Source organism: Cupriavidus sp. Agwp_2 (genome assembly GCF_040784895.1).
Lineage (GTDB): Bacteria > Pseudomonadota > Gammaproteobacteria > Burkholderiales > Burkholderiaceae > Cupriavidus.
In genome coordinates, this window is record NZ_CP088083.1 from 459,415 (window position 1) to 472,943 (window position 13,529).

Sequence of the window (13,529 nt, forward strand, 5' to 3'; positions counted from 1 at the left end):
GCGTCGATGATGGCGACGACGATAGCAGAGATCCGCGCACATGTGCACGTGGCGCCTTCCGGACGGCATTCTGTCCGATAATCTCGGCATGTCACGGATATCCCACTCCGAGCGGCCGACAACCGCCGCTGGCACTGCTGAATACATCGCCGACGGGCAACGCCATCGCATGCTGCGCTGGACCTGGCGCCGCGGCAAGCCGACCGGCGGCAACACCGTGCGCCTGCTGCACGGCGGACAAGACTTCTTTCCCGCGCTGATCGCCGCGATCGACCAGGCCGTGTTCCAGGTGGTCCTGGAAACCTACATCTATGCCGACGACGACATCGGCCGCGCCGTCAGCGACGCGCTGATCCGCGCCGCCGCGCGCGGCGTCTCGGTGCGCGTCACCGTCGACGGCTTCGGCGCCGGCGACATGCCCGCCGCGATGGCCGAGCGCCTGAGCGGGGGCGGCGTGCAGTTACGCGTGTACCGCAAGCTGCGCGGCTTCCGGCTGGCCCGTCGCCACCTGCGCCGGCTGCACCGCAAGCTGGCGGTGATCGACGGGCAGGTGGCCTTCGTCGGCGGCATCAACATCATCGACGACCTCAACCACGGCCCGTTCGAGGGTGCGAACCTGGGGCCGCGCTACGACTTCGCGGTGCAGGTCAGCGGCCCGCTGGTGGACCGCATCGCGCTGACCGCCGAAAGGCTCTGGTGGCGGCTGGCGCTGCGCGACACGCACGGCGGCGGCCGCGCCGCAGCGGTGGCGGACTATCCGCTGCTGACCGACCTGCCGCCGCGCGCCGAGCCCACCGGCGGCGTGCGCGCGGCGCTGCTGCTGCGCGACAACCTGCGCAACCGCCGTACCATCGAGCGCGAATACCTGCGCGCGCTGGGCGCCGCGCGCCAGGAGGTGATCCTGGCCAACGCCTACTTCCTGCCGGGCCACAAGATGCGCCGCGCGCTGCTGGCCTGCCGCGCGCGCGGCGTGCGCGTGCGGCTGCTGCTGCAGGGCATGGTCGAATACCGGCTGCAGCACTACGCCACGCACGCGCTCTATGCCTCGCTGCTGGAAGCCGGCGTGGAGATCTACGAATATGCAGAGAGCTTCCTGCACGCCAAGGTCGGCGTGGTCGACGAAGCCTGGGCCACGGTGGGTTCGAGCAATATGGACCCGTTCAGCCTGCTGCTGGCGCGCGAAGCCAACGTGGCCGTTTATGATGCTGCCTTCGCCGCGGAGCTGCGCACGGCGCTGGAACGCGCCATTGCGCACCGCAGCGTGCGGGTCATGCCGGAAGTCCATGCACGGCGCTCGCCGCTGCACCGGCTGGCGAACTGGACCGCGTATATGCTGCTTCGGCTCGGCGTGATCATCGCCGGCGTCACGGGGCGCTACTGAACCGGTTATCACTGTGGGATTGCTGCCATGCGGCAACACATGGCTTGCCACCTGTTGCGTCGCCTTGCGTGACGGGCATGCTGCATTGCGGCCCGTTTAGAAACACGGGTCTAATTAAAAGCTTGAAGGTCGACTGCTGCGCCAGAATAATCTGAACGACCGTTCTTTTTTGGCTTAGACTGCGTGCATTCGCGGTATGCAGCGGCAAATTCGCCAGCGTCCGCAAACAAAATGCAACGTCAGGGTCATACGCACAGGCCGCAGCAGGGCCTTTGCAGAACGGAGAAATAACATGCGACACCAGTCAGCCCGTCTCGAATCCGCCGCCGCTTCCCCCGCGCCCATGCGCAAGGGTGAGATGACGCGCGTGGCGATTCTGGATGCCGCACTGGAGCTGTCGTCCCGCGACGGGCTTGAAGGTCTGACCATCGGCCTGCTCGCGGAACGGATGCAGATGAGCAAGAGCGGCGTCTTCGCGCACTTCGGTTCGCGCGAGGACCTGCAGGTAGAGGTGGTGCGGGAGTATCACCGCAGGTTCGAGCAGGAGGTGTTCTACCCCTCGCTGCAGGAGCCGCGCGGACTGCCCCGGCTGTGGTCGATGGTACGGCGCTGGATGGAGAAGCGCATCCAGGAAGTGACGACTGGATGCATCTACATCAGCGGCGCCGTGGAGTACGACGACCGCACCGGCAGCCTGGTGCGTGACGAGCTGGTCAAGAGCGTCACCATCTGGCGGGCAGCGCTGAATCGCGCCATCGACCAGGCCAAGGAAGAGGGGCATTTGCGCGCGGATTGCGATCCGCGCCTGATGTTGTTCGAGATGTATAGCCTTGAACTAGGCTTGCATCATGACGCCCGTTTCCTGCGCCTGCCTGACAGTGCCGAGCTTGCCATGGTCGCGCTCAACAAACTGATTCAGTCTTACCGTACCTGAGGCCGTCGGGTCGGACCGGTTCGCGAGCAGCGAGGCGGGCGGCGTGGCGGCATCGTATAACTCCAAGGAGTCTCTGATGGGCCAGTACACCGCACCGTTGCGCGACATGCAGTTCGTGCTCCACGAACTGCTCGGCGCCGAAGCCGAACTCAAGGCGATGCCGCCGCACGCGGACATCGACGCGGACACCATCAACCAGGTCATCGAAGAAGCCGGCAAGTTCTGCTCGGACGTGGTGTTCCCCCTCAACCAGGTGGGCGACCGCGAGGGCTGCACCTATGTCGGCGACGGCGTGGTCAAGGCCCCCACCGGCTTCAGGGAAGCCTACCAGCAGTACGTCGAGGCCGGCTGGCCGGCGCTGGCGTGCGACCCGGCCTTTGGTGGCCAGGGCCTGCCGATCGTGGTCAACAACGTGGTCTACGAGATGCTGAACTCGGCCAACCAGGCGTGGACCATGTACCCGGGCCTGTCGCACGGCGCCTATGAGGCGCTGCATGCGCACGGCACCCCCGAGTTGCAGCAGGCCTACCTGCCCAAGCTGGTGTCCGGCGTCTGGACCGGCACCATGTGCCTGACCGAGCCGCACTGCGGCACCGACCTGGGCATCCTGCGCACCAAGGCAGAACCGCAGGCCGACGGCTCCTACCTGATCACCGGCACCAAGATCTTCATCTCCGCCGGCGAGCACGACCTGGCCGAAAACATCATCCACCTGGTGCTGGCGCGCCTGCCGGACGCTCCTGGTGGCACCAAGGGCATCTCGCTGTTCGTGGTGCCCAAGTTCATCCCGGATGCCAGCGGCAACCCGGGCGAGCGCAACGGCATCCAGTGCGGCTCGATCGAGCACAAGATGGGCATCCACGGCAACGCCACCTGCGTGATGAACCTGGACGGCGCGCGCGGCTGGCTGGTGGGCGAGGCCAACAAGGGCCTGAACGCGATGTTCGTGATGATGAATGCCGCGCGCCTGGGCGTGGGCGCGCAGGGCCTGGGCCTGACCGAGGTGGCATACCAGAACTCGGTCGCCTACGCCAAGGACCGCCTGCAGATGCGCGCGCTGACCGGCCCGAAGGCGCCGGAGAAGGCCGCCGACCCGATCATCGTGCACCCCGACGTGCGCCGCATGCTGCTGACCCAGCGCGCCTACGCCGAAGGCGGCCGCGCCTTCAGCTACTGGACCGCGCTGCAGATCGACCGCGAACTGTCGCACCCGGACGAAGCCGTGCGCAAGGAGGCCGGCGACCTGGTCGCGCTGCTGACCCCGGTGATCAAGGCCTTCCTGACCGACAACGCCTTCACCTCGACCAACGAAGGCATGCAGGTGTTCGGCGGCCACGGCTACATCTCCGAATGGGGCATGGAGCAGTACGTGCGCGATGCCCGCATCAACATGATCTACGAAGGCACCAACACGATCCAGGCGCTGGACCTGCTGGGCCGCAAGATCCTGGGCGACATGGGCGCCAGGATGAAGGCCTTCGGCAAGATCGTGCAGGAGTTCGTGGAAGAAGAGGGCACCGACGAAGCCATGCAGGAGTTCGTCAACCCGCTGGCGGACCTCGGCGACAAGGTGCAGAAGCTGACCATGGAAGTCGGCATGAAAGCCATGGGCAATGCCGATGAAGTTGGCGCCGCCGCCGTGCCGTACCTGCGCGTGGTGGGCCACCTGGTGTTCTCGTACTTCTGGGCGCGCATGGCCAAGATCGCGCTGGAGAAGGAAGCGAGCGGCGACAAGTTCTACACCGCCAAGCTGGCCACGGCGCGCTTCTACTTTGCCAAGCTGCTTCCGGAAACCGCCGGCGAGATCCGCAAGGCGCGCGCTGGTTCGGCATCGCTGATGGCGCTGGACGCGGATTTGTTCTGATCTGCCGGGGCGGCTTTCCATGCCGCCGGTGTGCTCCCCTACCCATAAATGGGAGAGGGGAGCAGGCCGCTGGCAATGGAAGCGCGCTCTCGCGCAAATACTCTCACCTCAACGCTCACTAATCCAGGAGCGAGCATGTCCAATTTCATCGTCAAGAAAGTCGCCGTGCTGGGTGCCGGCGTCATGGGGGCGCAGATCGCCGCCCACCTGATCAACGCGCGCGTGCCCGTGGTGCTGTTTGACCTCCCAGCAAAAGAAGGCCCGAAGAACGGCATCGCGCTGCGCGCCATCGAGAACCTGAAGAAGCTGTCGCCCGCGCCGCTGGGGATCAAGGACGAGGCCGGCCTGATCCAGGCAGCCAACTACGAAGACGATATCGCCCTGCTCAAGGAGTGCGACCTGGTGATCGAGGCGATCGCCGAGCGCATGGACTGGAAGCACGACCTGTACAAGAAGGTCGCGCCGCACCTGGCCTCGCACGCGATCTTCGCCACTAACACCTCGGGCCTGTCGATCACCGCGCTGTCCGACGGGTTAGGGGGGGGAAATGCGGACAACCTGAAGTCGCGCTTCTGCGGCGTCCATTTCTTCAACCCGCCGCGCTACATGCACCTGGTCGAGCTGATCCCGACCGCGACCACGCAGCCGGAGATCCTCGACAAGCTGGAAGCCTTCCTGACCACCACGCTCGGCAAGGGCGTGGTGCGTGCCAAGGACACGCCCAACTTCATCGCCAACCGCGTCGGCATCTTCTCGATCCTGGCCGTGTTCGCCGAGGCCGAGAAGTTCGGCATCCCGTTCGACGTGGTCGACGACCTGACCGGCTCCAAGCTGGGCCGCGCCAAGTCCGCCACCTTCCGCACCGCGGACGTGGTCGGCCTGGACACCATGGCGCACGTGATCAAGACCATGCAGGACAACCTGCACGACGACCCGTTCGCGCCGGTGTACAAGACCCCGGCCGTACTCAAGGGCCTGGTCGATGCGGGCGCGCTGGGCCAGAAGACCGGCGCCGGCTTTTACAAGAAGGAAGGCAAGGCCATCAAGGTGCTCGACGCCAAGACCGGCCAGTACGTCGAGTCGGGCAAGAAGGCCGACGAGATCGTGGTGCGCATGCTGAAGAAGGAACCGGCCGAGCGCATCAGGCTGTTGCGTGAATCGGCCAACCCGCAGGCGCAGTTCCTGTGGGCGGTGTTTCGCGACGTGTTCCACTACATCGCCGTGTACCTGGAGCAGATCGCCGGTTCCGCCGCCGATATCGACCTGGCGATCCGCTGGGGCTTCGGCTGGAACTCGGGCCCCTTCGAGGACTGGCAGTCGGCTGGCTGGAAGCAGGTGGCGGAGTGGGTCAAGGAAGACGTGGCCGCGGGCAAGGCACTGTCGGCTGCGCCGCTGCCGGCATGGGTCTTTGACGGCCCCGTCGCCGAGCGCCAGGGCGTGCATGCCGCCGAAGGCTCGTGGTCGCCGGCGACGCAGTCGTTCGTCGCGCGCAGCACGCTGCCGGTGTACCAGCGCCAGGTGTTCCGTGCCGCGCTGAAGGGCAGCGAAGCGGTCGATCCGCGCAAGGCGGGCCGCACCGTCGAGGAAAATGACGCCGTGCGCATCTGGGTGAGCGAAGGCCAGGACGATGTGCTGGTGGTTTCGTTCAAGAGCAAGATGAACACCATCGGGCCGGACGTGATCGACGGCCTGACCCGCGCCATCGACCTGGCCGAAGCTGGCTACAAGGGCCTGGTGGTGTGGCAGCCGACTTCGCTGCAGCTTGGCGCGCCGGGCGGCCCGTTCTCCGCGGGCGCGAACCTGGAAGCGGCGATGCCGGCGTTCATGATGGGCGGCGCCAAGGGCATCGAGCCGTTCGTGAAGAAATTCCAGGACGGCATGATGCGGGTGAAGTACGCGTCGGTGCCGGTGGTGTCGGCGGCGTCCGGCATCGCGCTGGGTGGTGGCTGCGAGCTGATGCTGCATTCGGCGGCACGCGTGGCCGCGCTGGAAACGTACGTCGGCCTGGTCGAAGTCGGGGTGGGCCTGGTGCCCGCCGGCGGTGGCCTGAAGGAAGCCGCGCTCGCCGCTGCACGCGCAGCGCAGGCAGCAGGCAGCACCAACTACCTGCAATTCCTGACCAGCCGCTTCCAGAGCGCGGCGATGGCCAAGGTATCCGCATCGGCGCTGGAAGCGCGCCAGATGGGCTACCTGCAGCCCTCCGACAAGGTCGTCTTCAACGTGCATGAACTGCTGCACGTGGCGCAGAACGAAGTGCGCGCGCTGGCCGACGCCGGCTACCGCGCGCCGCTGCCGGCGCTGGTGCCGGTGGCCGGCCGCTCGGGCATCGCCACCATCAAGGCATCGCTGGTCAATATGCGCGACGGCGGCTTTATTTCCGCGCATGACTTCCTGATCGCCGCCCGCATTGCCGAAGTGGTGTGCGGCGGCGACGTCGAGGCCGGCTCGCTGGTCAGCGAAGACTGGCTGCTGGCGCTGGAGCGCAAAGCCTTCGTCGACCTGCTGGGCACCGGCAAGACGCAGGAGCGCATCATGGGCATGCTGCAGACCGGCAAGCCGGTGCGTAACTAACCAGGCAAGCGAGGAACCGACATCATGAAACAACTGCAAGACGCATACATCGTCGCGGCCACCCGCTCGCCGATCGGCAAGGCCCCCAAGGGCGCGTTCAAGAACACGCGCCCGGACGACCTGCTGGCTACCATCCTGAAGGCCGCGGTGGCACAGGTGCCGGACCTGGATCCGAAGCTGATCGAGGACGCCATCGTCGGCTGCGCGATTCCTGAAGCGCAGCAGGGCCTGAACGTCGCGCGTATCGGCGCGCTGCTGTCGGGCCTGCCGAACACCGTGGGCGGCATCACCGTCAACCGTTTCTGCGCCTCGGGCGTCAGCGCGGTGGCGATGGCCGCCGACCGCATCCGCGTGGGCGAGTCCGACGTGATGATCGCCGCCGGCATCGAGTCGATGAGCATGGTGCCGATGATGGGCAACTCGCCGTCGATGTCGCCGTCGATCTTCGAGCGCGACGAGAACGTGGGCATCGCCTACGGCATGGGCCTGACCGCGGAGAAGGTGGCGCAGCAATGGAAGGTCAGCCGCGAGGACCAGGACGCGTTCTCGCTCGCTTCGCACCAGAAGGCCATCGCCGCGCAGCAGGCGGGCGAGTTCAAGGACGAGATCACGCCGATCGAGATCGTCGAGCGCTTCCCGGACCTCGCCAGCGGCCAGGTCAGCGTGAAGACGCGCACCATCTCGCTGGACGAAGGCCCGCGCCCTGAGACCTCGCTGGAGGGCCTCGGCAAGCTGCGCCCCGTATTCGCCAACAAGGGCAGCGTCACCGCCGGCAACAGCTCGCAGACCTCGGACGGCTCGGGCGCGCTGATCCTGGTCTCGGAAAAGATCCTCAAGCAGTTCAACCTGGTGCCGCTGGCGCGCTTTGTCTCCTTCGCGGTGCGCGGCGTGCCGCCCGAGATCATGGGCATCGGCCCGAAGGAAGCGATCCCGGCCGCGTTGAAGGCCGCCGGCCTGACGCAGGACCAGATCGACTGGATCGAACTGAACGAAGCGTTTGCCGCGCAATCGCTGGCCGTGATGCGCGACCTCGATCTTGATCCCGCCAAGGTCAACCGCATGGGCGGTGCGATCGCACTGGGCCACCCGCTGGGTGCGACCGGTGCGATCCGTTCGGCCACGGTGGTGCATGCGCTGCGCCGCCACAACCTGAAGTACGGCATGGTGACCATGTGCGTCGGCACGGGCATGGGCGCCGCAGGGATCTTCGAGCGCGTATAAACGCGCCTGCGGGACGGTGTTCCGGGGGGAGGCCGTCCCGCCCTTCTGTCAGGTGAGGAGAGCAGTACCGGGGGCTGCCGCCCGCGACCGCGGGTCACCAGCAGGGAGGAGACAACACTATGCAGGAGACAGCCATCCTGGCCGATGCCGCGTGCGACTTGCCGCGCGACATCCTGGCCGCGCTGAAGGTCCACACCATCCCGTTCCGCATCCGCGCGGGCGAACGCTTTGTCGCCGACACGCGCGATGAAGACGCACTGCCCACGCTCTACCGGCAATACCTGGTCGGCCGGCAGGACCACTACGCCGAATCCATTCCGCTGCTCGAACGCGAGCTGGAAGAACACCTGCTGCGCAACGTGGTCACGCAATGCGACCGCGCCATCCTGTTCACCATCGCCAGCGCGCGCAGCAAGCTGTACGCGCATGCGAGCGGCGCCGTGATCGGCACCGTGGCGCGCAGCGTGCGGCTGCGCAAGGAAGCGGGGCGTGCGGGGCTGTTCGACCTGACCGTGATCGACACCGGCGCGATCGGCCCGGGCCAGGCGCTGATCGTGCGGGAAGCCGCGCGCATGGCCATGGGCGGGGCCAGCCCGCAGGCAGTGCGCGACGCTGTTGAAACGCGCCTGCGCGATGCCGCCCACATGTTCCTGGTGCCGGACGAACTGCTCTACATGTACACCCGCGCGCGCCAGAAGGGCGAGGGCAGCATCACCTGGGGCCGCTACGTGATGGGCAGTGCATTCAATATCCGGCCGGTGGTGCGCATGCATCGTGGCCATACCGAAGCCATCGCCAAGGCGCGCGGCTCGGAAGACGGCGCACGCCGCGTGCTGCAGCATGCCGAACAGTGCATCCGCGGCGGCGCCCTGCTGGTGCCGGCGATCTCGGTCTGCTACGCCGGTCCCCTGGACGACGTGCGCGCGATGCCGGCATACCAGTCGCTGGCACATACCGCGCGCAGCCAGGGCGTCGAGCTGATGCTGGCGCCGATGAGCCTGACGGTGGCGCTGAATGTCGGTGCGCGGGCGTTCGGGCTGAGCTATCTTTCCGAATCGCCGCCGCCTTTCGATTAAATCCCACAGACGAGGACACCATGAGCATCCGTACCAGCATCGAGCAGGGCATCCTGACGCTCGAGTTCGACCGCATCGACAAGAAGAACGCCATCACCGCGGCGATGTACCAGGCGCTGGCCGACGCGCTGCGCGCGGCCGAGACCGATCGCAACGTGCGTGTGATCCTGCTGCGCGGCAAGCCGGAGATCTTTACCGCCGGCAACGACCTGGAAGACTTCATGCAGCGCCCGCCGACTTCGGGCGAGGGCACCGGGCAGGCGCCGGTGTTCCAGTTCCTGTACCAGATCAGCCATGCCAGCAAGCCCATTGTCGCGGCGGTCAGCGGCGCGGCGGTCGGCGTGGGCACCACCATGCTGCTGCATTGCGACTTCGTCTATGCGTCGGACACGGCCAAGCTGTCGCTGCCGTTCGTGCAGCTGGGGCTGTGCCCGGAAGCGGCATCAAGCCTGCTGCTGCCGCGCCTGGTCGGCTACCAGCGCGCCGCCGAGAAGCTGATGCTGGGCGAGGCGTTCAACGCGCAGGAAGCGCTGGAAATCGGTCTGGTGACGCGCGTGCTGCCGGTGGCGGAACTGCACGACTTCGCGTTGCAGCGGGCGCGCAAGCTGGCGGCGCTGCCGGCTTCGTCGCTGCGCGAGACCAAGCGCTTGATGAAATCGGGCGCGATGGCCGAAGTGGAAAAGCAGATGGCCGACGAAGGCGCGGTGTTCCGGCGCATGCTGGTGGCGCCGGAGGCGAAGGAGGCGTTCAGCGCGTTCTTCGAGAAGCGGAAGCCGGATTTTACGAAGTTCGAGTGAGGGGCCGAGGGACTTCCCTCTACCACTTTCTTGCTCCCCTCTCCCGCGCTTTGCGGGAGAGGGGGGGAAATCCGCGACGATTGTCGCCCTCAAGCCGTCGGCAACACCCGTGGCTGCCGCGACTCATCCGTCGCCACATAAGTCAGCGTAGCCTCGGTCACCTTGACGATCTCGTTGCTATGCCGCATCCGCTGCGCATAGACCTCCACCGCAACGGTGATCGAAGTACGCCCGGTCTTGACGATATCGGCGTAGAAACTCACCAGGTCGCCCACGAACACCGGGTGCTTGAACAGGAAGGAATTGACCGCCACGGTCGCGACACGCCCCTGTGCGCGCTCGACCGCCGGGATCGACCCGGCAATATCCACTTGCGCCATAATCCAGCCGCCGAACACGTCGCCGTGCACATTGGCATCGGCAGGCATCGGCACCACGCGCAGCGCGGGATTCTTGCCGGCGGGCAGGGCGGGGACGGTATGGGGAGCGTTCATGACAGTATGCGGGTGGACTTCTGAAGGGGGGGCGCGGGCCGCGGCGAAAAACCCTTCGCCTGCCGCGCAATGCGATTCCTGCGACAATCGCGCATTGGCCCGAATTCTAACGTATGCGCCGCTATTCCACGACCGCCGAGCAGGCCCCTGATGGTGCCCGAGACGCCGCCTCGGTCAAGCTCTTTCCCGGCCAGCGCGCCCCGCGCAGCGACTGGCAGACCGTCCGCAACCTGCTGCCCTACGTCTGGCACTACAAGTGGCGCGTGATGCTGGCGCTCGCCTGCCTGGTCGCGGCCAAGGTAGCCAACCTGGGCGTGCCGGTGCTGATGAAGCGCCTGATCGACAGCATGAACCTCACCGCCGGCGACCCGCGCGCCCTGCTGGTGGTGCCGGTCGGGCTGATTGTCGCCTACGGCATGTTGCGGCTGTCGGCGACGCTGTTCACCGAGTTGCGGGAAATCCTCTTTTCCAAGGTCACGCAGAGCGCCGTGCGCGAGATCGCGCTGCAGGTGTTCCGCCACCTGCATGCGTTGTCGCTGCGCTTCCACCTGGACCGGCAGACCGGCGGCATGAGCCGCGACATCGAGCGCGGCACGCGCGGCATCCAGTCGCTGATCTCGTACTCGCTGTACAGCATCCTGCCCACGCTGGTCGAGATGGCGCTGGTGATCGGCTTCTTCGTGTTGCACTACGACATCTGGTTCGCGGCGATCACGGGCTGCGCGCTGGTGAGCTATATCGTCTTCACCATCGTCGTGACGGAATGGCGCACGCACTTCCGCCGCAAGATGAACGAGCTGGATTCGCGCGCCAACCAGAAGGCGATCGATTCGCTGCTGAACTTCGAGACCGTCAAGTACTTTGGCAATGAAGAGTACGAGGCCCGGCGCTATGACGAAAACCTGTTCAAGTACCGCGCCGCGGCGATCCGCTCGCAGAACTCGCTGTCGCTCCTGAACTTTGGCCAGCAGGTCATCATCGCCGTCGGGCTGATCCTGATCCTGTGGCGCGCCACCGTGGGCGTGGTCGACGGCAAGCTGACGCTGGGCGACCTGGTGCTGGTCAATACGCTGATGATCCAGCTCTACATTCCGCTGAACTTCCTTGGCGTGATCTACCGCGAGATCAAGCAGGCGACCACCGACATGGACCGCATGTTCGTGCTGCTGGGCACGCACCAGGAAGTGGCCGATGCGCCCGGCGCGCAGCCGCTCAAGGTCAACGGCGCGCAGGTGCGGTTCCGCGACGTGCGCTTTGGCTACGAGCCGGACCGCACGATCCTGGACGGCGTCGATTTCAATATCGCGGCCGGCACCACCACCGCGGTGGTCGGCCACAGCGGCTCGGGCAAGTCGACGCTGGCGCGGCTGCTGTTCCGCTTCTACGACGTCAACAGCGGTGCGATCGAGATCGACGGCCAGGATATCCGCGCGATCACGCAGGAAAGCCTGCGCCGCGCCATCGGCATCGTGCCGCAGGACACGGTGCTGTTCAACGACAGCATCTACTACAACATCGCCTACGGGCGCCCGGAGGCCACGCGCGAAGAAGTCATCGCCGCGGCGCAGGCGGCGCAGATCGACGCCTTTATCCGCGAGCTGCCGCAGGGCTACGACACCCCGGTGGGCGAGCGCGGCCTGAAGCTGTCCGGCGGCGAGAAGCAGCGCGTGGCGATCGCGCGCACGTTGCTGAAGAACCCGCCGGTGCTCGTCTTTGACGAGGCCACCTCCGCGCTGGATTCGCGCACCGAGCAGGCGATCCAGGCCGAGCTGATGCGGCTGGCGCAGAACCGCACCACGTTGCTGATCGCGCACCGCCTTTCCACCGTGGTGCATGCCGACCAGATCCTGGTGATGGACCATGGCCGCGTGGTGGAACGCGGCACGCATGCCGAACTGATGCGCGCGCGCGGCCGCTATGCGGAGATGTGGGACATCCAGGCCCGTGCCGCCGCGCAGGGCGGCGAGGCCGAACGCAGCGCGGACGCGCTCGCCGTCGACATTGGCGACGCCACGCAGGACGCATAGTGCAGCGCGCAGATGCCGCTGGCTTTTGCCGGGCTGGTGGTGATCGCGATGATGGCGATGTTGATGTACGAGCGGTTCGCCGTGATCCAGAAGCGCATGACAGGCTGGGCCCACCGCGGCTGAGCGCCGCGCGCCGGGGCAGGTGACGCGCCCCGGCGCGCGGTGGATAATCCTGCGTCATGGAAATCAAATGGCTTGAAGACTTCGTCAGCCTGGCCGAGACGCACAGCTTCTCGCGCTCGGCCGAGCTGCGCCACGTGACGCAGCCCGCCTTCTCGCGGCGCATCCAGTCTTTGGAGGCGTGGGTCGGCACCGAGCTGATCGACCGCTCCAGCTATCCCACCAACCTGACGGCGGCCGGCAAGGTGTTCTACGAGCAGGCGCTGGCGATGCTGGCGCAGGTCAGCGAAACCCGCGCGCTGATGCGGGGACAACGGTCGGCCAACGCCCAGGTGCTGGAATTCGCGGTGCCGCATACGCTGTCGCTGACGTTCTTCCCGGAATGGCTCAAGGCGCTGGAGCGCAAGGTCGGCACGTTGCCGTGCCGGCTGCGTGCGCTCAACGTGCATGATGCGGTGCTGATGCTGGTCGAGGGCGGCTGTGACCTGGTGATGGTCTACCATCACGCGCGCCAGGCCATCCAGCTCGATCCGGCGCGGTACGACATGCTGGTGCTTGGTACCGAGCGGCTGTCGCCGTACAGCGTGCCGGACGCCGCCGGCAAGCCGCAGTTCCGGCTGCCCGGGACCGACAAGAAACCGGTGCCGTTCCTCAGCTATACCCCCAACGCCTTCCTCGGCCGCATGGTCGACATGCTGCTTTCCGATACCGCCGAAGCGCTCAAGCTCGACAAATGCTACGAGACCGACATGGCCGAAGCGCTCAAGGTCATGGCGCTGTCCGGCCACGGCATGGCGTTCCTGCCGGAGAGCGCGGTGCGCGAGGAGGTGGCGCAGGGCAAGCTGGTACGGGCCGAGTCGGCGCGCGGGCTGCCGTTGTCGATCGACATGGAAATCCGCTTGTACCGCGAGAAGCCGGGGGAGAACGGCGGAGAGCGGCGCGGTGCCGGGGCACGGCGCAAAAGGCAACTGGTGGACCAGGTGTGGTCTACGTTGTCGGAAGCCTGACGCGCCCCGAAACACATCGTCGTTGACAAGTCACCTT

10 protein-coding genes and 1 pseudogene are annotated in these 13,529 nt (G+C 66.6%); 10 read left to right on the top strand and 1 reads right to left on the bottom strand.

The genetic code is table 11. From position 1 onward, the window contains the following. The first annotated feature begins 88 nt into the window (after nt 1–88). From clsB to LPA45_RS02185, 7 genes are all read left to right on the top strand, one after another. On the top strand, nt 89–1,381 hold the full coding sequence (gene clsB / locus LPA45_RS02155; RefSeq protein ID WP_376790628.1) for a cardiolipin synthase ClsB: 1,293 nt from the start codon (nt 89–91) through the stop codon (nt 1,379–1,381). Between the two features lie 343 nt (nt 1,382–1,724). Beyond that, complete coding sequence (locus LPA45_RS02160) at nt 1,725–2,315, top strand: TetR/AcrR family transcriptional regulator (RefSeq protein WP_063236773.1); 591 nt, start codon at nt 1,725–1,727, stop codon at nt 2,313–2,315. A 76-nt stretch (nt 2,316–2,391) separates the two neighbouring features. Continuing rightward, a complete protein-coding gene (locus LPA45_RS02165; RefSeq protein ID WP_367394865.1) occupies nt 2,392–4,179 on the top strand; it encodes an acyl-CoA dehydrogenase C-terminal domain-containing protein in 1,788 nt (595 codons plus the stop codon). A gap of 135 nt (nt 4,180–4,314) precedes the next feature. Further along, complete coding sequence (locus LPA45_RS02170) at nt 4,315–6,750, top strand: 3-hydroxyacyl-CoA dehydrogenase/enoyl-CoA hydratase family protein (RefSeq protein WP_367394866.1); 2,436 nt, start codon at nt 4,315–4,317, stop codon at nt 6,748–6,750. A gap of 21 nt (nt 6,751–6,771) precedes the next feature. Beyond that, nucleotides 6,772–7,971, top strand: coding sequence for an acetyl-CoA C-acyltransferase (locus LPA45_RS02175; RefSeq protein WP_367395006.1), 1,200 nt, complete (start codon nt 6,772–6,774; stop codon nt 7,969–7,971). Between the two features lie 119 nt (nt 7,972–8,090). Next, nucleotides 8,091–9,047 (top strand): DegV family protein, encoded by a 957-nt coding sequence (locus LPA45_RS02180; protein ID WP_367394867.1) that lies wholly within the window; start codon nt 8,091–8,093, stop codon nt 9,045–9,047. A 20-nt stretch (nt 9,048–9,067) separates the two neighbouring features. After that, entirely contained in the window at nt 9,068–9,844 is a 777-nt protein-coding gene (locus LPA45_RS02185; protein ID WP_367394868.1) for an enoyl-CoA hydratase, read from the top strand. Between the two features lie 89 nt (nt 9,845–9,933). Here LPA45_RS02185 and LPA45_RS02190 read toward each other — a convergent pair whose 3' ends face one another. Beyond that, nucleotides 9,934–10,338: an acyl-CoA thioesterase gene (locus LPA45_RS02190; RefSeq protein ID WP_025583457.1), complete on the bottom strand. Its 405-nt coding sequence runs from the start codon at nt 10,336–10,338 to the stop codon at nt 9,934–9,936. Between the two features lie 113 nt (nt 10,339–10,451). Here LPA45_RS02190 and LPA45_RS02195 point away from each other — a divergent pair, with 113 nt between their 5' ends. The 3 genes and pseudogenes from LPA45_RS02195 to LPA45_RS02205 all read left to right on the top strand — a co-directional run bounded on the left by LPA45_RS02195 (nt 10,452) and on the right by LPA45_RS02205 (nt 13,492). Further along, nucleotides 10,452–12,365 carry an ABC transporter ATP-binding protein/permease gene (locus LPA45_RS02195; protein ID WP_367394869.1) on the top strand — a complete coding sequence of 638 codons (1,914 nt, stop codon included), beginning with the start codon at nt 10,452–10,454 and terminating at the stop codon, nt 12,363–12,365. Between the two features lie 9 nt (nt 12,366–12,374). After that, nucleotides 12,375–12,488, top strand: a pseudogene (locus LPA45_RS02200) (ABC transporter permease); the annotation flags it as partial. A 56-nt stretch (nt 12,489–12,544) separates the two neighbouring features. Then, on the top strand, nt 12,545–13,492 hold the full coding sequence (locus LPA45_RS02205) for a LysR substrate-binding domain-containing protein (protein WP_116317102.1): 948 nt from the start codon (nt 12,545–12,547) through the stop codon (nt 13,490–13,492). Nucleotides 13,493–13,529 lie beyond the last annotated feature (37 nt).

Excerpts from the sequence above, each read along its gene's own strand:
- clsB (WP_376790628.1), top strand. The coding sequence starts at position 89 with ATGTCACGGATATCCCACTCCGAGCGGCCGACAACCGCCGCTGGCACT.
- LPA45_RS02160 (WP_063236773.1), top strand. The coding sequence starts at position 1,725 with ATGCGCAAGGGTGAGATGACGCGCGTGGCGATTCTGGATGCCGCACTG.
- LPA45_RS02165 (WP_367394865.1), top strand. The coding sequence starts at position 2,392 with ATGGGCCAGTACACCGCACCGTTGCGCGACATGCAGTTCGTGCTCCAC.
- LPA45_RS02170 (WP_367394866.1), top strand. The coding sequence starts at position 4,315 with ATGTCCAATTTCATCGTCAAGAAAGTCGCCGTGCTGGGTGCCGGCGTC.
- LPA45_RS02180 (WP_367394867.1), top strand. The coding sequence starts at position 8,091 with ATGCAGGAGACAGCCATCCTGGCCGATGCCGCGTGCGACTTGCCGCGC.
- LPA45_RS02185 (WP_367394868.1), top strand. The coding sequence starts at position 9,068 with ATGAGCATCCGTACCAGCATCGAGCAGGGCATCCTGACGCTCGAGTTC.
- LPA45_RS02190 (WP_025583457.1), bottom strand. The coding sequence starts at position 10,338 with ATGAACGCTCCCCATACCGTCCCCGCCCTGCCCGCCGGCAAGAATCCC.
- LPA45_RS02195 (WP_367394869.1), top strand. The coding sequence starts at position 10,452 with ATGCGCCGCTATTCCACGACCGCCGAGCAGGCCCCTGATGGTGCCCGA.
- LPA45_RS02205 (WP_116317102.1), top strand. The coding sequence starts at position 12,545 with ATGGAAATCAAATGGCTTGAAGACTTCGTCAGCCTGGCCGAGACGCAC.